This is a genomic window from Embleya sp. NPDC056575 (assembly GCF_042793325.1).
GTDB lineage: Bacteria > Actinomycetota > Actinomycetes > Streptomycetales > Streptomycetaceae > Embleya.
In genome coordinates, this window is sequence record NZ_JBHTVA010000006.1 from 1 (window position 1) to 18,395 (window position 18,395).

16 protein-coding genes and 2 pseudogenes are annotated in these 18,395 nt (G+C 70.5%); 4 read left to right on the forward strand and 14 right to left on the reverse strand.

Annotated elements, in window-relative coordinates:
* Positions 1-52: 52 nt before the first annotated feature.
* From ACFRCG_RS06010 to ACFRCG_RS06035, 6 genes and pseudogenes are all read right to left on the reverse strand, one after another.
* On the reverse strand, positions 53-586 hold the full coding sequence (locus ACFRCG_RS06010) for a GNAT family N-acetyltransferase (protein ID WP_380029647.1): 534 nt from the start codon (positions 584-586) through the stop codon (positions 53-55).
* 12 nt (positions 587-598) lie between these two features.
* Positions 599-802 (reverse strand): annotated as a pseudogene (locus ACFRCG_RS06015) (4-hydroxy-2-oxovalerate aldolase); the annotation flags it as partial.
* A gap of 128 nt (positions 803-930) precedes the next feature.
* Entirely contained in the window at positions 931-2,304 is a 1,374-nt protein-coding gene (locus ACFRCG_RS06020) for an NAD(P)/FAD-dependent oxidoreductase (protein WP_380029231.1), read from the reverse strand.
* 390 nt (positions 2,305-2,694) lie between these two features.
* A complete protein-coding gene (locus tag ACFRCG_RS06025; RefSeq protein ID WP_380029233.1) occupies positions 2,695-3,324 on the reverse strand; it encodes a DUF1989 domain-containing protein in 630 nt (209 codons plus the stop codon).
* A gap of 1 nt (position 3,325) precedes the next feature.
* A complete protein-coding gene (locus ACFRCG_RS06030; protein ID WP_380029235.1) occupies positions 3,326-4,792 on the reverse strand; it encodes an APC family permease in 1,467 nt (488 codons plus the stop codon).
* Complete coding sequence (locus ACFRCG_RS06035) at positions 4,789-6,414, reverse strand: amidohydrolase (protein ID WP_380029237.1); 1,626 nt, start codon at positions 6,412-6,414, stop codon at positions 4,789-4,791. The genes ACFRCG_RS06030 and ACFRCG_RS06035 overlap by 4 nt, the downstream gene beginning before the upstream one ends.
* 96 nt (positions 6,415-6,510) lie before the next feature.
* Here ACFRCG_RS06035 and ACFRCG_RS06040 point away from each other — a divergent pair, with 96 nt between their 5' ends.
* Entirely contained in the window at positions 6,511-7,524 is a 1,014-nt protein-coding gene (locus ACFRCG_RS06040) for a LacI family DNA-binding transcriptional regulator (protein WP_380029239.1), read from the forward strand.
* 217 nt (positions 7,525-7,741) lie between these two features.
* On the opposite strand, the gene ACFRCG_RS06045 is transcribed toward ACFRCG_RS06040, so the two are convergent.
* Positions 7,742-8,605 (reverse strand): carbon-nitrogen hydrolase family protein, encoded by an 864-nt coding sequence (locus ACFRCG_RS06045; RefSeq protein ID WP_380029241.1) that lies wholly within the window; start codon positions 8,603-8,605, stop codon positions 7,742-7,744.
* A 366-nt stretch (positions 8,606-8,971) separates the two neighbouring features.
* Here ACFRCG_RS06045 and ACFRCG_RS06050 point away from each other — a divergent pair, with 366 nt between their 5' ends.
* Positions 8,972-10,687 carry a SpoIIE family protein phosphatase gene (locus ACFRCG_RS06050; RefSeq protein ID WP_380029243.1) on the forward strand — a complete coding sequence of 572 codons (1,716 nt, stop codon included), beginning with the start codon at positions 8,972-8,974 and terminating at the stop codon, positions 10,685-10,687.
* Positions 10,688-10,803: 116 nt separating this feature from the next.
* Here the strand turns inward: ACFRCG_RS06050 and ACFRCG_RS06055 are convergent, their stop codons facing one another.
* A complete protein-coding gene (locus ACFRCG_RS06055; protein ID WP_380029245.1) occupies positions 10,804-11,169 on the reverse strand; it encodes a MerR family transcriptional regulator in 366 nt (121 codons plus the stop codon).
* 64 nt (positions 11,170-11,233) lie between these two features.
* Here ACFRCG_RS06055 and ACFRCG_RS06060 point away from each other — a divergent pair, with 64 nt between their 5' ends.
* A complete protein-coding gene (locus ACFRCG_RS06060; protein WP_380029247.1) occupies positions 11,234-12,505 on the forward strand; it encodes an MFS transporter in 1,272 nt (423 codons plus the stop codon).
* Between the two features lie 159 nt (positions 12,506-12,664).
* Here the strand turns inward: ACFRCG_RS06060 and ACFRCG_RS06065 are convergent.
* From ACFRCG_RS06065 to ACFRCG_RS06090, 6 genes and pseudogenes are all read right to left on the reverse strand, one after another.
* Positions 12,665-13,180, reverse strand: a pseudogene (locus tag ACFRCG_RS06065) (MFS transporter); the annotation flags it as partial.
* 160 nt (positions 13,181-13,340) lie between these two features.
* Positions 13,341-13,475, reverse strand: coding sequence for a hypothetical protein (locus ACFRCG_RS06070; RefSeq protein ID WP_380029249.1), 135 nt, complete (start codon positions 13,473-13,475; stop codon positions 13,341-13,343).
* Between the two features lie 57 nt (positions 13,476-13,532).
* Positions 13,533-14,135: a GNAT family N-acetyltransferase gene (locus ACFRCG_RS06075; RefSeq protein WP_380029649.1), complete on the reverse strand. Its 603-nt coding sequence runs from the start codon at positions 14,133-14,135 to the stop codon at positions 13,533-13,535.
* 253 nt (positions 14,136-14,388) lie between these two features.
* Positions 14,389-15,456 carry an agmatinase gene (gene speB, locus ACFRCG_RS06080; RefSeq protein ID WP_380029251.1) on the reverse strand — a complete coding sequence of 356 codons (1,068 nt, stop codon included), beginning with the start codon at positions 15,454-15,456 and terminating at the stop codon, positions 14,389-14,391.
* A 277-nt stretch (positions 15,457-15,733) separates the two neighbouring features.
* On the reverse strand, positions 15,734-16,642 hold the full coding sequence (locus ACFRCG_RS06085) for a LysR family transcriptional regulator (RefSeq protein WP_380029253.1): 909 nt from the start codon (positions 16,640-16,642) through the stop codon (positions 15,734-15,736).
* A 268-nt stretch (positions 16,643-16,910) separates the two neighbouring features.
* Positions 16,911-17,303 carry a winged helix-turn-helix transcriptional regulator gene (locus ACFRCG_RS06090; protein WP_380029255.1) on the reverse strand — a complete coding sequence of 131 codons (393 nt, stop codon included), beginning with the start codon at positions 17,301-17,303 and terminating at the stop codon, positions 16,911-16,913.
* Between the two features lie 142 nt (positions 17,304-17,445).
* Here ACFRCG_RS06090 and ACFRCG_RS06095 point away from each other — a divergent pair, with 142 nt between their 5' ends.
* Positions 17,446-18,057 (forward strand): FMN-dependent NADH-azoreductase, encoded by a 612-nt coding sequence (locus ACFRCG_RS06095; protein WP_380029257.1) that lies wholly within the window; start codon positions 17,446-17,448, stop codon positions 18,055-18,057.
* Positions 18,058-18,395 lie beyond the last annotated feature (338 nt).

Genomic DNA, 18,395 nt, shown 5'->3' on the forward strand with positions numbered 1-18,395 from the left:
ACCATTGGTCGCGGACGGGCAGCCTTCGAGTAAAGGGGTCGCTCGGCTCGGATCAGAGGTCCAGGACGTAGCGCTGTTCCGGACGGCCGTTCCGAGGATGTGGGACCGGCTCGCCCGATGCCCTCCACCCGAGTCGCCGATACAGCGTGACGGCGCGTTCGTTGTCCGCGTAGACGAGGAGAGCGGCCCGCGAGAACCCTGCGGACTTCAGGTGCTCGGGGACGGCGTCCATGAGGATTCGGCCCACGCCCTCGCCCCAACGGTCGGGGTGCACGCCTACATAGCACACCTCCGCCACCGCGGCGGTGTCCGCCGGCCGCACAGCCGCGAAGCCCACGACGCGCTCGTCGGGGTGCACCGCGACCAGAACGAACGCCCTCGGCGACGCGTCGAGCACCGCCTGGATGATCGGCCGCGCCTCCTCCGTCGGCGCCACGTCGGGATCCCCGTCCCGCGCGGCCGTGGCCCGCGCCCACACCTCTGCGGCACCATGGAGGTGACCTTCGCCGGACGCCTTCAGAACTCGCACATCGCTCATCGGGCGACTGTAGCCGGCGCGCGCGAGTCCGTTCCGTGGGCGATACACCTGGGCTCTCGTGGCCGAGTGGGCGTCGACCAGGTCGAGCGCGACGTCGACGATCAGGTCCTCCTGTCCGCCGACCGGGCCGCGCCGGCCCACATCGACGAGCACGTCGCGGGCGTTCAGGTCGTAGCGGACGGTGGCGCGTTCGGCGTGGTGCGGGAAGGACGAGTACACGCCGGCGTAGCCCAGGGTCGGGGTCTCCCGGTCCACCCAAACCGGGTAGCCGATGGCGGCCGGGTCGGCGTTCGGGAGTTCGGTGCGGATCGGCGGGATGGCCGCGCCGGTGCGGTGGGCCTCGTGCAGGCGGTCCGCGACCCGGGCGATCCGCGGGTCGGTGGGGTGCTCGGTCATGATGTCTCCTCACTGCTCGCGGTGCTCGTGACGCCCGCTTGTGGCGATCGTGGCTGTGGGTGGGATCGGAGCCGGGCCGCCAGGGGGTCCGGCGCGGCGGGGGGTCTGGCCAGGGCTCGCAGGTCGGTCGTGGGGGAGGCCAGGGCGGCGGCGTCCACCGGCACGCGACGTTCGATGAGCGTGCGGGTCGCGCGCAGTTCGCGGGCACGGTCGAGGCCGGCGGCGGCCACCGGGACGCCGTCGCGGATCCAGAACCCGAGGAAGCCGTCGCCGGCGGGCTCGCCCGCCTCGGCCGGGTCCACCGGGTCCACCGCGTCCGCGGCCTCGGCGCGCAGGACGAACTCGTCGCCGGGGGCCGGGCGTCCGTACATCTGTAGGGTCCGGCCGTACTGCTCGGAGTAGAAGTAGGGCAGCGCGGTGTGGCTCTCCGGGACGCCCGCGAGTACGGCGCCGGCGACCGCGCCCTGCTGCATGGCGTTGTCCCAGTGTTCGATCCGGCCCCGGGCGGGCAGGTGCGGATGCGCCTGGTTCGTGGCGTCGCCCGCGGCGAGAATCCACGGCACATTGGTGTGGCAGTGCCGATCGACGACGATGCCCTCGTCGCACAACACTCCGGCCGCCTCGGCGAGCGCGGTGTCGGGTCGTACCCCGACGCCGACCAGCACGGTCGCGGCGGGCAGTACCTGCCCGTTGCCGAGGCGGACCCCGGTGACGTCGGTCTCGCCGATGAACGCGGTCACCGACTCCCCGGTCCGCAGCCGGACTCCGGCCCGCTCGTGCAGCCCGGTCATCCGCGCGGCCAGCACCGGGCCGAGCGGGCCCTCCAACGGACGGGCTCCGATCTCCACCACGGTGACGTCCAGTCCGGCCTCGCGCGCCACCGCCGCGACCTCCAGACCGATGAAGCCGCCACCCACCACGACGACCGGCCCGCCCGCGCGCAGGCGGGCGGCGAGTTCCCTGGCGTCGCGCACGTCCCGCAGGGTCAGCACGCCGCGCAGGTCGGCGCCGGGCACCGTCAGGGTGCGCGCGAGCATGCCGGTTGCGAGCAGGACCCGGTCGGCGTACAGCGTTTGACCGTCGTCCAGTTCGACGGCCCGGCGGTCCGGGTCCAGGGCCAGGACGCGGGTGGCCGTCAGCAGGGTGATGCGGTGCTCGGAGTACGCCTGCCGGGGCAGGATCGCATGCAGGAAGGAGTGTTCGCCGCCGGCCAACGCCTTGGACAACGGCGGTCGTTCGTAGGGGAGTTCGTCGCCCGCCTCGACGACGGTGACGCGTCCGGCGAAGCCGTGCCGGCGCAGTGCGAGCGCGGCGGAGACGCCGGCCGCGCTTCCTCCGACGATGACATGGTGGTGCGTCTCGTCGCCCATGTGTGCCTCGGTCTCCCCGTCCCCCACGGGACGGACGGGCGCAAGGCTATGAACGGACCGGCGCCTGTAGGGCCGATCGTTCCGGCGAACGGGACACGTACTCGGACCGCCGCGGCCGCCCACCGGCGGCACCGGTCGCCGGTACCGGGGGTCCGCTCCTCCTCCGCGAGGCGGTTTGTCGGGTCCACAGTCCCCCCACTACCGGCGACCGGATTGCCCCTCGCTTGCCGGGCAGGCGGAATTCCTCGGATCAGCACTCGGTGCCGGCGAGCAGTTTCCGTGTGCCCGGTCGGCGTCGCGGCGATGCGAACCCGCCGCACCGGGGGAGTGGCCGGGCCGGACCGTGTGTGTGGGACGCGGTCACCCTGTTCGGCGTATGAGCGGCGAAGGTCAGGGATCGACGAGGATCTCGAAGTCCCGTGGCGAGCCGTCGCCGCCGTTGGTCGGGTAGTGGTCGTCGGGACAGGAGGACACGACGAGCACCAGATCCATCTCCGCGCGCAGTTCGACGTACATCCCCGGACGGAACGGCGGTCGTCTGTAGACGATCCTCCCGCCCGGCACCACCTCGGCTGTCATGAACAGGTTCCAAGGCTGCGGCGGATCGGCGAACGGCCACTGCGGCAACGCCTGTGCGTGATTGGCGGTGCAGCTCCGATGGGTCCCCGGGAGGCCGACGTTGAGGTACATCTCGGTCCGGCAGGGCGCGATCAGGGTGTCGTGGTCGATGCCCGAGGTGTCGTCGACGACGGTGAGGCAGGCCCGGTAGCGATTGGTCGACAGGGTGTCCCCCGGCCGGAAGTGGATCCGCTGCAGCACCTCCCTGCACTGCGAGAGGCCCAGATACTCGCCCGGGTCGTCCCGCGTATGCGCCCACAGATCCACCACCTGTGTGCCGGAGGTGTTGACGACACGAAGCGTCTGCCCGCGACGGACGTCGACCGCGGTGCCCCGGCCCGCGGGCACGATCACGCGTCGAGTCGGATTCGTGTCGTTGCCGGTTGTGTCGTAGGCGTGCATCTCACGCTCCCTCGGTTCGGCCCGGGGCCGGCGCGAGCCGGTTGTCGAGCGAGAGGGCCGGTCGCGGCTCGTGGCGAACCCGTCTCGTGTGCCGCGTTGCCGCCGCGCCGACGAGGAAGGCCACCGGTACGACGAGGAGCAGGGCGGTGTTGGTGGCCGTTCCGGCTCCGGTGAGGACGGAGAAGTTCTCGACGATGAGGTAGAGGGCCGCGGTGAGCGCGAGGGCGGCCGCGGTGGGCGCGATAAGCCGCCGAACGATCCCCACTCCGTGGGAGTCGCGCGCGAAGAACACGATGATCGCGACGGAGCACAGGACCTGGAGCCCGATGATCCCGGCGATGCCGATGCCGTTGAGCCACAGGAACGTCTGCAGGTACGGGTCGGCTCCGAACAGTTGGAAGCCGACGACGCCCAGGACGGTCAGGGCCGTGACGAGCAGGCTCGCGTTGGCGGGCGAGTGCGTCCTCGGGTCGGTCCTGGCGAGGACGCGAGGCAGTACGCGATCCCGCGCGAGAGCGTGCAGGTAGCGGGCCGAGGCGTTGTGCACCGCGAGCACGGAAGCCAGGGCACTGGTCACCAGGAGCAGGTGCATCGCGTCGCTGACGGGTTTGCCCACCCATTGCGTCATCGCCACGAAGAACATGTCGGCCGGATCGGAGTCGGCCGTCTCGACGGCCTTCGATTCCCCGAACGACATGATCACGGCCCAGACGACGAGGGAGTAGAACACCGCCAGGAAGCCGACCGCGATGTACGTCGCCCTGGGTACCGCCCTCTCGCCGTCCCTGGTCTCGCCGCGGTAGATGGCGGTCGACTCGAATCCCAGGAAGGCCCCGAAGGAAAGGACGAACAGGCCGCCCACTCCGGGCGCGAAGATGTTTCCGGGGCTGAAGCCGTCGAGACTGAGCCCCTCCGCGCCGCCTTGGACGACGACCGGCACGGTGAAGACCAGGAGGACCAGAACCTCCAGGACGAGGATCGTTCCCAGGACCTTGGCGCTCAGGGTCACGTTGAGGTAGCCCAGGATCGCGACGATCGCGCCGCCGATCGTCGCCCACACGCTCCAGGGCACGTGGAGTCCGAACACCGATTCGGCGCTCTGTTGGGCGAAGACGCCGATGGCGGGGACGAATCCGACGGCGATGGGGATGTAGGAGGCGAGCGCGACGAAGGCGGCGCCTCCGCCGACGACGCGGCCGAGCCCCTCCGAGATGTAGGCGTAGAAGGCGCCGGGGTTGGGGACGTACCGGGTCATCGCGGTGAAGCCGACCGCGAACACGAACATCGCGATGCCGCCGAGGAGATAGCCGCCCGGTGCTCCGATGCCCCCGAACTGGATCGCGAGTGGCGCCACGCCCGACATGACCGCCAGCGGCGCGGCCGCCGCGACGACGAAGAACACCAGATCCCACATGCCGAGCGCGTTGGGCCGCAGTTCCTTCGAGGGTTTCCGCGCGGAGTCGTTCATGGTCTTTCCTCTCCGAACGAGTACCCGCCGTCGACGATAGTGGCGAGCACGGGCAGTTCCGGCAGTTCGTCGGCGGGGACTTCCAGGGGGTCGCCGCCGAAACAGGTGAGGTCGGCGGCCATGCCCTCGACGACGCGGCCGCGTGAGGTGTCGCCGAGTGCCTTCGCGGCGGCGGTCGTGTAGGCGTGCAGGGCCTCGGCGGGTCGCAGGACCTGATGCGGTTCGAAGACCGCTCCATCGAGGCCCGGTGGGCGCCTCAGTCGGGCCCAGGCCATCCCGACACGTGGGTCGAACGGCGCCACCGGCCAGTCGGAACCGAGTGCCAGCGGGATGCCCAGGTCCAGCATGTCCCTCGTCCGGTAGGCCCGGGACGCGCGATCGGGGCCCAGGCGGGAGGACCACTTGTCGGACCGATCGTGGCGGCGCCATTGCATCTGGAGAGGTTGCATCGACGCGGTGGCGCCGAGCCGACCCATGCCGGACAGGTCGGCGTCGGTCAGCGTCTCGATGTGTTCGATCCGATGGGGGGCGCCGTTCGCGGCGAGGATCCCCACCTTCCGATAAGTTTCGACGACTTCCCCCACCGCTCGGTCGCCGATCGCGTGCGTGGCGATCTGGAACCCCGCCGCGGCGTATCGCGACACCACGTCCGTGAATCGGTCTCGATCCGTCCAGTAGGACTTGTGGCTGTGGCCACAGGTGTCGGGCTCGTAGAGCCATGCCGTACCCGTCTCGACGACGCCGTCGAGGAACAGCTTGATGATGCCGGTGCGCCATCGACGCCCCCGGTCGGTCCGTCGGGCGACGAACTCTTCGACGCCGTCGTCCCCGCGCCCGGGTTCGTGCCACAGGGCGACGTCCAGGCGGATGGGAAGATCCTCGGTCGTCTCGATCTCGGCCAGCAGGTCGAGGGTGTCGAGGGACCCGTCCATCACCACGCCCCCGGTGAGCCCGGTGCGGGCGAAGTCGCGCAACACGCGCGTGGTGTGGTCCCGCAGTTGCGAGCGGGTCACCTGCGGGCACGCTCGCAGGAGCAGCTTGTAGGCACTGGGCTCGCGGAGTTCGCCCGTGGGTCGGCCGTCGGCGTCCACGACCACGACCGACTGGTCGGCGAACGTCTCGCTCCCGTCGATGCGGGCGTGCGCGAGCGCGGCGTCCGTCGCCACGCCGGTGTGGAGGTCGTGGAACATCACCACCGTCGGCATGGCGTGCACGGCATCGGTGAAGTCGACGCCCCGGATCGGCCGCCCCTCGAGCGCGGCGTAGTCCAGGTTCCAGGCGAAGACCCACTGTTCGCCCTTGCGGATCGTCGCGTCGGCCTCGGCCCGCAGCGCGGCCAACACGGCCCGGAAGCTCGTCAGTCCGCCGAGGTCGACGCCTCGGGCCAACTCGGCGCCCCAGATCGGGTGCGTGTGGGAGTCGATCAGGCCGGGGGTGACGGTCCCTCCGCGGGCGTCCACGAGGGGACCGGCGGGCCGGGAGGCCAGGACGTCGGCCGATGTGCCCACCAGGGTGATCCGGCCGTCGCGCCACGCCACCGCTTCGGCGACGGGACGCGCCGGATCCATCGTGTGCACGTTCGCGTTGACGATGGCGCCGTCGCGCAGTGATGAGATTCGCATGGCCAGACCGTAACCCAAAACGATTTGGGCGTGAAGGGGTCCGGTCGGGTCGCGATGGACTACCGTGTGCGGATGGCCGCGCGTTCCGGAACACGAGTGACGATCAAAGACGTGGCGGAGGCGGCCGGAGTGTCCATCACGACCGTCTCCCACGCCCTGAACGACAAGGGTGAGGTCAACGCCGAGACCCGCCGACGGGTTCGAGAGACCGCGGCCGCCCTGGGGTACCGCCCGAACCGGGCGGCCCAGGATCTGCGCGGGACACCGCGCAAGTCCGTCGCGCTGATCCTTCCGCGGACCGACGGCTCGCCCGCGGAGGCGGAGCTGATCGGGCTCGACTACTACCTCGAGATCGCGTCGGCCTGCGCCGGCGCGGCGTTCGCGGGTGGCAACTCCCTCGTGTTCCCGCCGCCCCTGGAGACAGCCGAGGAGTGGGCGCAGATGGGTCTGGACGGCGTGATCATCTGCGACCCGTCCGAGGAGGACCCCCGCATCGACATCCTGGAGAGCGTCGGCGTGCCCGTGGTCACCATCGAGCCCGACGCCGGTCGTCCCGACCGCCCGTTCTACGTCCGCGCCGATACCACCGCCAGCACCGTGGCCCTGCTGGATCACCTCAAGGCCGCGGGCGCGCGGAGAATCGTGTTGCTGTGGGCCGAGTCGACCTGGGCATGGGCCCTGGAGACCCGGGCGGCCTACGAGTCCTGGTGCTGGGCGAACGGGCGAGGACGGCTTGTCACGCCGGTGCCGCTCGTGGCCTTGGAACTCAGCGCATACAGGGCGACCATCGCACTCCTGGACGGCGAGGCGCCGCCGGACGCTGTGTTCGCTTCGGCGGAAAGGTACTCGACCGGCGTGCTGCAGGCGTGCCGGGAACGAGGGCTGCGCGTCCCCGAGGACATCCTCGTGGTCGGCGGCGTCGACGGCTCGACCGCGCGGTTGAGCGACCCTGCCATCACGGCCGTCGACCCCCGCCCGACTCGGTTGGGAGCGGCGGCCATCCACATGCTCCTGGAGCGCATCCAGGGCGTGGCCGTGACCGAGCCGATCACCGTCCCCAGCGCGATCAACCTCAGGGCCAGCTCCACGAGGGACCCGGCGGAGCCGTAGACACGAAGGTCGCGGAACCGTTCGGGAACGGCCCCGCGTTCGTGCGTCCCCGGTCGAACACGCGGGTGACGACGAGCAGGCACCGGCACGCCGGGGTGAGACGCCGACCGCGACCCGCCCTCAGGCTCGTCCGCCCGAGAGGCACCCGGCCCGGCGACCCTTCGCCGCCGTCCGAACGACGCCCTCCGCCGGGACCGCCCGACCGTCGAGGAACGGGTCATCCCTCCGGACTCGCGGCGTGGATCGGGTCGACCAGGGCCCGGTACAACCCGGGACGCCGGTCGCGCAGGTACGGGTTCGCACGTTGGGCCGCCGCCACGGCCGTCGTGTCGATCCACGCGTCGGCCATGCCGGTCTCGGCTTCGATCCTCGCCAGCACCTCCCCCGAGGGACCGACCACGCTGCTCCCGCCCACGTACGTCGTTCCACGCTCCTTGCCGGAGTGGTTCGCGTAGGCGACGTATATCTGGTTCTCCCACGCCCGCGCCCGGATCAGATGGTCCGCCACGAAGGCGAAGGGCTCCATCTGCGCGGTCGGAACGGCGACGAGATGAGCGCCGGCGATCGCGGCGGCTCGAACGTTCTCCGGGAACTCGACGTCGTAGCAGATCATCAAGGCGATCCTCACGCCGTGGTAGTCCACCATCGTGAACGGCCTGTCACCGGGCTCGAACAAGCGGCGGTCGAGGTCGCCGAACAAGTGCGACTTCCGATGACGACCCCGTACCTCGCCCTGGGAATCGACGAAGTACGCCGTGTTGTACATCCGGGGCGCGCCGGACGAGGCGATCTCCGGAAGGCAGACGACGATGGCGACCCGGCATGTCCTCGCGATCCGTCGAACCGGGTCGAGGAGGTCGTTTCGCGCGAGATCGGCGAGCGGCCGGTCGATGTCGTAGCCGGTGACGAACATCTCCGGTGTGACCAGGACGTCGAGACCGTCGTTCCGGGCCCGTTCGGCGGCCCGACGGAGTTCGACGAGGTTGGTCTCCGGGTCACCGGGGGATCCCGGCGATTGAAGGATCGCGACCCGCAGACCGTCGCCCGCTCGACGCCGTGCGCCCGCATCGCGATCGATCATGACTGCCTCCCGAACGGTGGGTGGTGGATGCCTGATGCCACATGGGAGGCGAATGCCGCGCCGGATGCCGTCCCTCGTCGGCGGAGCCGACACCCGGCCCCGTGCGCGCACGGGGATCGCCGCGCACTTCCGAACCGGTCCCCGCCCCGTATGCGCGAACCACTCTTTTGCGCCAGGGCCGCGACATTCGGAACCTAAATCGTTTTTGGTGGAGTGTCAAGAAGGCAGGGACGCCTCCCTCACGACCGCGGGAGTTCCCTCCCGACGCTGCCCGATCCCCACGAGGTCGATCGACCGCGGGCGGCGGTTCCGAGGGCGCTGCGGTCGCCTGCGTGGGTACCGTGGACAGGACCCGGAGGTGTTCCGATGGGTGCGGAAGACGAGGTTGGACGGCTGCGTCTGCGGGTGCGGTCGATGTACGAGGCCGCGGCGCGTATCGGTGCCGATCTGGACGTGCGGCGGACGACGCAGGACATCGTCGACGTGGTGGTGCCGGCCCTGGGGAAACTGGCGACCGTCGACCTGTACGTGGCCGTCTCCACGGGGGAGGACGCGAGGGGCGTGTCTCCTCCGCCCAAGGGGACGGTCGCGCGTTTCGCGGTCTGTGGCGACCTGCCGGAAGGGATGATAACGGCAGGAGAGCGAGTGCCGTCGCTGTCCATAGGTGCGTACGACGCGGCCCTGATGGCCGGGGACGTGGTGGTGGTCGAGGATGCCTGGACGTTCATCACCTCGCGGCACGGTGTCGAGTCCGCGCGGGCGATGGTGCCCGATCGTGCTTCACGGGGGATCGTCGCCCCATTGTTCGCGCGAGGACGGTTGTTGGGGGTGGTCACCGTGTGGCAGGACCGGGCGCGGGACCTGCATCCCGACGACGTGGAGATCCTGCACGAGATCGCCTCGCGCGGCGGACTGGCCGTCGACAACGCGCGCCGGTACGCGCGCGAGCACGCCACGGCGGTCGGGTTGCAACGCATGCTGCTGCCGCGAGGTACCACGGACACCGACGCGGCCGAGACCGCGGCGATCTACCGTCCGGCCGGGGAGGGGGCGAGGGTCGGCGGCGAGTGGTTCGATGTGATCCCCCTGTCGTCCGCACGCATCGGCCTGGTCGTCGGCGAGGCGTTCGGTCGAGGGCTGGTCGCCACCGCGACGATGGGTCGGGTGCGGGCGGCCATGCTCACCCTCGCCCACCTCGACCTGGAACCGGAGGAGTTGCTCACCCACGTGGACGATCTCGTCCGGCGCCTGGGTACGGAGGCCGAACCGGGCGCGGATCCCGTGGGCGCGACGTGTGTGTATGCCGTGTACGACCCGGTCACCTCGCGCTGCGTGCTCGCGGACGCCGGTCATCACGCCCCACTGCTCGTCGCCCCCGGCCGTGAACCGGCCCTGGTCGAACTCCCGCCCGGGCCGCCCCTGGGTGTGGGCGGCATCCCGTTCGAGACGGCGGAGTTGGAACTGCAGGCATCCTCGGTCCTCGTCTTCCACGGCAGTGGGTTCCTCGATCGCCATGGTGACGCGGCAGGCGCCGGTCTGCGCCGACTGCGGCGCTCGATCGGTCGACGGTGCCGGACGGGCCGCGCCCTGGCCGACGTGTGTCGGGACATCGTCGACGACACCGCGCTCGAGGGCGAGTCCACGGACGTGGTCCTGCTCTGCGCCCGGACGCGCTCGATTTCCCCCGCGAGTACGGTCCGGTGGGTCTTCCCGGCGCGGGCGGAGTCGGTGCCCGAGATCCGCACACTGGTGACCGGGCAGTTGGCGCTGTGGCGGCTCGACGAGGAGGTCTTCGCCACGGAACTGGTGATCAGCGAGTTGGCGGGAAACGCCGTCCGCTACGGCGGCGATTCGATGACGGTGCGGCTGATCAGAGGCAAGGACCTGTTGGTGTGCGAGGTCGGCGACGGCAACAGCACTCAGCCTCGCATCAGGCGGGCCCGCAGCACCGACGAGGGTGGTCGAGGTTTGTTCCTCGTGTCCCAGGTCACCGAACGCTGGGGCTGCAGGTTCGGACCCGACGGCAAGACGATCTGGGCGGAGCAGCGGCTGGACCGAACGCACGAGAGCGCTCCGGGATAGACGGGCCCACGGAGGGGGTGAGCAGCGTGTGCACGGGCGACGGCGCACGTGGCAGGCACCCTCGGCCTCGTGGACGAGCGCAAATCGGGCGATGCCTCGAACGTCGACCGGCTCGTTCACCCTTCGGGCGAGGGCCGCGATGCCGTCAGGTAGTCCCGGATCGCATCGCGGTTGCGGGTCAGGCAGGTGATGCGTTCGTCGAGTTGCGCCAACTCGTCGCCGAGGAGCGCCACCAACTCCGGCCCGGGCGACGGGGGCAGCGTCAGGGCGCCCTCCAGGTACGGAATGACCGAACGCAACGCGCGTGTCGACAGTCCCGCGTCGATCAGCCCGCGGATCTGGTGGACGCACGCGACAGCCTGGTCCGGATAGTCGCGATAGCCGTTCTCGCTGCGAGCCAGCTGGAGCAGACCCTGTTCCTCGTAGTAGCGCAACAGCCGCGCACTGACGCCGGTGCGTCGCGACACCTCGCCGATCCTCATGTGTCCCACCTCACGTCATCGGATTTGACCTTCACACCGATGTGAGATTCCTAGCCTTCGATCCATGTCAAGGGAATCGGAACCTTCATCCACTTCCGCCATCGAGACCACCGCTTCGACCGAAAAGGCCACGTCCACCGATGCGGCCACGTCGGCAACTCCGGAGCCCGGATGGCCACTTGGTGGACTGCTCACCCTGTCGGCGGCGGTGTTCGTCGCTTTGACGACCGAGATGCTACCGTCCGGACTGCTTCCCACGACGGCCCGTGACCTGGGGGTGTCCGAGGTCGCGGCCGGGTTCTTGGTGACCGCCTTCGCATACGCGATGGCCCTCGGCGCGATACCGCTGACCGCAGCCATCCGGCACTGGCCGCGGCGCCCGTCGATGGTCGCCACGCTGGTCGGGTTCGCGGTGGTCAACGTGGCCACGGCATGCTCCGGCAGCTATCCGCTCACGCTCGTGGCCCGCGCCGTGGGAGGGCTCCTTGCGGGCGTGTTCTGGTCGATGGCGGCGGCGTACGCGGTCCGTATGGTCGCCCCCGAGCGTGTCGGCCGTGCGGTGGCCATGGTGTTCGCGGGCCAGGCGGCGGCACTGACGATCGGCATACCCCTCGGCACGGCGGCCGGCTCCGCGGTCGGCTGGAGAACCGCGTTCGCGGGCTTGGCCGCACTGGCCCTGCTGCTCGCGGCACTTGCCGCCCACACCCTGCCCGCGTTGCCCGGTGACCGATCGTCCGTGCGGGCGGGCGTGGTCGACGTGCTGCGAATACCCGGCGTGATGGTCGTCGCGGGCACCACGACGGTCGTGATGCTCGGTCACTTCGCCCTGTACACCTACATCGCGCGACAGTTGGAGCGAGCCGGCCTCGGCGAGTCCGCAGTCGGGTGGGTATTGCTCGCATACGGCGTGTTCGGCGCGATGGGCGTCGGGGCCGCGGCGGCCCTTGTCGACCGTCGACCGCGCGGCGCCCTGCTCGCCGCTTTGGGCGTGATGACCGCCGGTGTCCTCGTACTTGCCCTCTCCGGCCGGAACCCGGTCCCCGCCGTCGCCGCGGTCGCGGCGTGGGGCCTGGCGTTCGGGGCGCTTCCCACACTCCTGCATGCCGCGGTGGTACGCGCGGCCCCCGCGACGCCGGAGACCGCCGACTCCGTGCTGAACTCCGGCTTCAACATCGGCATCGGCACGGGTGCGTTCCTCGGCGGCCGGATCCTGGCGACAGCCGGCATCGCGGCCGTGCCGTGGACCGCGCTCGCCCTGGTCGCGGTAGGTACGGGCATGGCCGTGGCGGCCCGTCGTACCGGGTTCCCCGAACTGTCGAAGGAGCCGGCGGACTGATCCGCCCCGCTCGGGGGCGTGCGATCCCTGGATCGTCCGGCGAGACGGGCCGGATGCGGGCGGGCCGGGCCGGCCTCGCGCACGGGGTGTCCGCAGTGGGGCCGGCGGCCGCTGGGGTCGGTGCATCGCCGGCCCGACCGGGCCTCGGCTCGGGTCGCGCCGACCCAGGCCCGCGGCGGCGAGGGCGGCGCTCACCAGGTACACGACCACGGCGATGATCGCCGCGGTGTGTACGCCGTTCATGAACGCCCGGCCGCTGCCCTCGAGGATCCGGGCACGCAACTCGGCGGGCACGTCGGGGGAAACGGGTGCGACGCCCATCGCCACCGCGCCCTCGGCGGCGCGCAGGCCGTCGGCGGTCGACGTGGGAACCCCGGCGGAGGTGAATTCGTCGATCATCGTCGAGCCGGCACGACTGCTGATGACGGACATGAGCACGGATGTGCCCAGGGCGCCGCCGACCTGCAGGGCGGGCAGGCCACCGGCCACGCCGCCGTCCCGGACGGGTGCGTTGCCGACGATCGCGTCCGAGGAGGCGGCCATGACCATGCCGGTACCGAGGCCGAGCGCGACGAACGGCGGCCACATCAGCGTGTACGAGGAGTCGATGTCCCACGCGAGCATGCCCAGCGCGGCGGCGGCTTGGAGCAGCATGCCGGTCGGCATGCTCACCCGAGCGTCGCGGTGGCCGGCTCCGAGGAGTACGCCGACTGGCGCGGAGCAGCTTCTGCCGCGGGAGGACGTCGAGGCGAGGCTCCCTCGCGGTGTGGCCGCATCTCAGCAGCTCAGCCGCCACCTGCAGCGTGAACGCCGGCGGTACAGGATTCTGCCACTGCTACCAGGATTCCTGGACGGTCCCGCCGAGGAGCCGGTACTTGAACCGGGTCTGGCGGACGTCGTCACGCTGCAGCGGCGCCAGTCGGCCGAACTCACCGGCGGCGATGAGGAGTCCTTCTTCCTTCCTGGACACCGTCGCCGAGTACCAGTGGGCCCCGGACGCGCCCATGCTCGACGAGGACTCAGGCTCTCAGCGAGGATCCCTGCGCATGCACCACGTGCGGGGACCATTGTCGGGGAGCTGGACATCGGCGGTGACCTTGAAGCCGAGGCGTTCGTAGAACCGCAGGTTCGCCTCGCTGGAGGTCTCCAGGAACGCCGGACACCCAGCACGCTCGGCCTCCTGGATGCCGGGAATCAGCACGGCGCTGCCGAGGCCCTTCCCCTGGGCCTCAGGGGCGGTGGCCACGGTCTGCAGAAACCATCCCTGCTCCTCGGGCCGGTACGGGGCCACAGCCCTGTCCGCGGCCTCGGAGGCGGCGGCCCGATCGCCGCTGAGTTCGCCGAGGACCGGCCCGATTTCGGCGAAAACGGGCGAAGGATCCTGGCCGGGAACGGACCAGACAGCCACGGCGCGGCCTTCGTCGGCGACCCAGACCCGGCCGTACACCATGCCGATGCGGGTCAGGCAGAGTTCCTGGTAACGCCGGATCCGCTCCTCGTGACCATCCGCCGCGATTACGTGCCGCGTGAAGGGATAGTCGGCGAAGGCCCGAGCGAGGGTATCGACCGCAACGGGAACGTCGGCGTCGGTGATGGGACGTACGGACGGGGCGCTGTGGTGCTGTGGCATGTTCACCAAACGATCTTGACAGCAGGCTACTGCCCCGACAACGCATTTGACCGGGCACTCATGCCCTACCCAATGCCCTCGAGAAACGGTGCCCTTCCGCCCCGGTGCCCCGCCGCCACGCCCGTCTTCAAGCGATGGCGACCTCAAGTGATCAACGCATGCCGGGCAGGCCCACCGGGGGCATCGGCGATTCCTTCAGGTGTGCGCCGACGACCGAGGGAGGACCGGCCGCGCAGGGGCCGCGCACACCGGTTCACCCCCGCGTCGCTCCGCGGTGCCGGCGATTCGCGTCGTGGTGGTTGGTGTCGTACGGCTCGAGGAGGGGTCGACCGCGGTCCCACGACTCCAAGTGGCCGTTCTTCTCGCCCTGTCGGCGGGCGATGCCGGACAGCGCTTCGAGAACGATGCGGCTGCCGAGCATCGCGGTGATGTCGGCGTGGTCGTGGCCGGGGGCGACCTCGACGACCTCGACGCCGACGATGGGCAGTTCGTAGGCCAGGCGGCGCACCGCGTCCAGGAGTTGGCGGGAGGTCAGGCCACCGGGTTCCGGAGTCCCGGTCCCGGGGGCCATGCCGGGGTCGACGACATCGACGTCCACCGAGAGGTAGACGCCGTCGCAGTCGTCCAGTGCCGTGCGTGACGCCTCGGCCAGGCAGGTTTCCAGGCCGCGTTCCACGATCTCGGTCATCTCGTACGAGCGCATGCCCTGTTCGGCCATCCATTCCAGGGTCTCCGGGCCGGGCCAGTAGCCGCGCAGGCCCAACTGCAGGAAACGGTCGCTGCGGGCCGCGCCCGATTCCAGGAGGCGGCGCATCGGCTGGCCGTGGGCGATGAGGGAACCGTGGCAGATGTCGCCGGTGTCCGCGTGGGCGTCGAAGTGCACGACCGAGACCCGGCCCCACCCGACCGCACGTGCGACGCCGGTAACGTTCGGGAGGGCGATCGAGTGGTCGCCGCCGAGTACGAAGGGAATCCTGCCGGCGGCCGAGATGGTGTTCACCGCCTGTTCCAAGGCGGCGTGTGCCGCTTGCGCGTCGCCGCTGAACATCATGACGTCGCCGGCGTCCTTGACGCGCAGGTCGAGCAGTCCGTCCACACCCAGCGCGAGGGAGGGCCGGCTGCCCTCGTGTTCGAGGTAGCAGGCCTGTCGGATGGCCTTGGGCCCGAACCGGGCGCCCGAGCGGTACGAGGTGCCGCCGTCGTAGGGCGCGCCGAGGATGACGACCTGGGCGTCGTCCCATGTCGAGTGTTCGTCCAGGTCGCACGGCGGGACGCCCAGGAAGGTGACGTCGGGGCCGTACATTGCGCCGAAGCGGGTCATCTGGGGAAGTCCTTTGCATCATGCGGAACGCGCCGCCGGGCCGACTTGTCGCGGTGTGGCGCGATGCGGGTGCTCGGCGAGCAGGTCCGGTGCTCGGAGAACGGGCCGGCCGCGGCCGCCGGGCCCACTCGCATCAGGTTTCGCCGGGTCTGCCCGGCCGCCGCGCAGGCTCGAATCCTTACAGCCTTGCGGCTGTACAGGTATGGACGAGCTTTCGACGAGGCTCCATATGGTCTATGGAAGACCGCGCGACGCCTGCCCGGGTGATGCGGTTCCGTCAGGGCGTCTTCTTGACCGCCGCCGCGCGGTGCAGTTCCTCTAGCAACCGCCCCACCAGTGCAGGCTGTGTGCCTTGAGGGGTGAGAAACCGGATGCTGCGACAGCCCAGGACCTGCACAGCAGGGCGGGCGACGACGTCGTACCCCTCCTCCAAAGCGAGTTCGGGTACCAGCGCGACGGCGGTGCCGGCTGCGACGAAGCCGTGGACCACACCGTAATCGTCGGTCCTGAGCACGATCCGGGGTCGGAACCCCAGGGACTGGCACGTCGCGAAAAGAGTCTGGTCGCTGGGGTCGTACGAGCCGCGAGAGACGATCCACCCGTCGTCGGCCAACAGTTCGATGTCGACCGGACCCGCTGCCCGGGCCTGGGGGTGCGATGCGGGGAGCAGGACCCGGTACGGATCGTCGAACAAGGTCTCGGCCCGCATGCCCGCGCCGTATCGTGCCCCGGCTCCGCCGACGTCGTAGATCACGGCGCAGTGCAGCGACCCGGCTCGTAGATGCGCGACCAGATCGAGTGGTTCGGCCTCGATCAATTCGATCCGCACGTCCGAACCGATCGCGGCATTCCGCACGGCCCGGGGGAGCAACCGCGAGGCCGCGGAGTGGAAGGCACCGACGCGCAGCGTCGACACACCGTGTTTCGCCCGGGCCTCGACATCCGCCTCGACCGCGTCGATCCGGTCGAGCACGGCGCACGCGTGCTCCAGGACCATCGTGCCGACATCCGTCAGGACCGCCCCGGTGGGACCGCGCTCCACCAGCTTGACCCCCAAGTGCGCCTCCAGCGCCCCGAGATGGTAGCTGATGGTCGGCTGTCCGTAGTGGAGCTCGCGGGCGGCCCCGGCCAACGAACCATTCGAGGCAATGGCGCGCAGCACCTGGAATTGGCGAAGGTCGAACATCCATACATGCTATGTATCTCGGCCGAGCGGCCACCTCGCCCGCATGCCTCCGTGCCTCACACCAGGGGGCCGCAGAACGAGGCTTGAGTGAGGACATCGAGGCCCCGAGCCAAGCTGAAACGCCTGATCAAAACCGAGCATCGGCACCAGCAGTCGTGTCCCAGCCCCCTCGAAGGAAAGGACGGAGGGACGGCGGCCAGACTCTCGTCGGAGGCCGTCTTGTACTGCGTGAACCGGCCGTCCCGGGCCGTGCCGTACTCGTACGCGGTTACGGATTCACCACTTTCGACTGCCGCATGGTGGGGCAATCGCCATGCTCGGATCCTCCGAGGAACTGCTCGGCCCAGCTGCCCAGCTCCTCCAGAGCCGGCCGCAGTGCCTCTCCTGCGGGGGTGAGGCGGTAGGTGACCCGCAACGGCGGGCCGGAGTCCACCTCGCGGCTCACCAGGCCGGCGTCGCCGAGTTCGGCGAGGCGGTCGGAGAGCATGCGCTCGCTGATCCCGCTGACGGCGCGGCCCAGTTCGGCGAAGCGACCCGGGCCGTTCATCAGGCTGGCAAGGATCACGCCGTTCCAGCGCTTGCCCAGAAGGGCGAAGACGCCTTCCACCGCGCCGCCCGCTGCTGCGCACTGCCCCGCGTCCCCGTGCCGCCCCTTGGTCATGCGCCCATGTTAGCGCCCGTCAGCCAATGACTGCGGAAAAGTAAGCTACTGTATAAAGATAAGTAGCTTACGAATCTGGTTCCCGGTGCCCTGGTGCGCCGGTTCCAGCGCAGCCGCGTACCCGCCCCGAGGAGTGCCTTCCATGGCCGTTCTGCTGCACATCGACTCGTCCCTGTTCCCGCTGGAGCGCTCCGGCTCCCGGCAACTCACCGACGCTTTCCGCAGGGTTTGGGAGGAGGCACACCCGCAGGGCGGCGTCATATACCGCGACCTGGCCGCCGCCCCCGTGCCGCATCTGGACGCGGCCACCGTCACCGCCGAGTCCGTCCCCGCGCCGCGCGAGGAACTCATCGCCGAATTCGAGAAGGCCGATGTCATCCTCATCGGTGCTCCCATGTACAACTTCACGATCCCCTCGACCCTGAAGGCCTGGCTGGACCAGATCATCCTGGCGGGGCGCACCTTCGGCGAGGGCGTGGTCCCGTCCGGCAAGCACGTCGTGATCGCGTCCTCGCGCGGCGGCTCCTACCGCCCCGGCACGCCGCGAGCCGGCTTCGATTTCGACACCAACTACCTGGAGAAGGTGCTGGAAGGCGGGCTCGGTCTGCGGGTCGAAACCATCACGCGCGAACTGACGATGGCGGCCGTCAAACCCGCCATGGCCGACCTGGTGCCGCTGGCCGAGGAATCGGCGCGGCGGTCGTTGGAGCGAGTCGCCGAGTCCGCGCGGCGGCACGCCGCGCTCCTGGCCTGACAGTCGAGCCCGGCTGCCCACAGACCGCGGCGATCCGACCATGCCGCACGGCTCGGTGGGGGTTTTCGCCCCACGGGTCGGGGATCCGGCCCGGTCGAGGTGACGGCCCGGGATGGCGGCCGAACTCACATCGATCACGGTTCCGGGGTTTGGCCCACTCGCCGGGGGCAGTGGCCGTGGCCGGGTCCCCGTCGAGGACACGGCCGTTCCGGCCGTCTGCCATCCTGCTCGGCCGGCTCGCCCGCCGATCGAATTCTCGGCGCCGCGGGCCTCGCGGCGACCGGATCGTTCCGGTGGCCGGAACTCCGATGCGCCGCGCCGTACCCCGGAACGGCCCG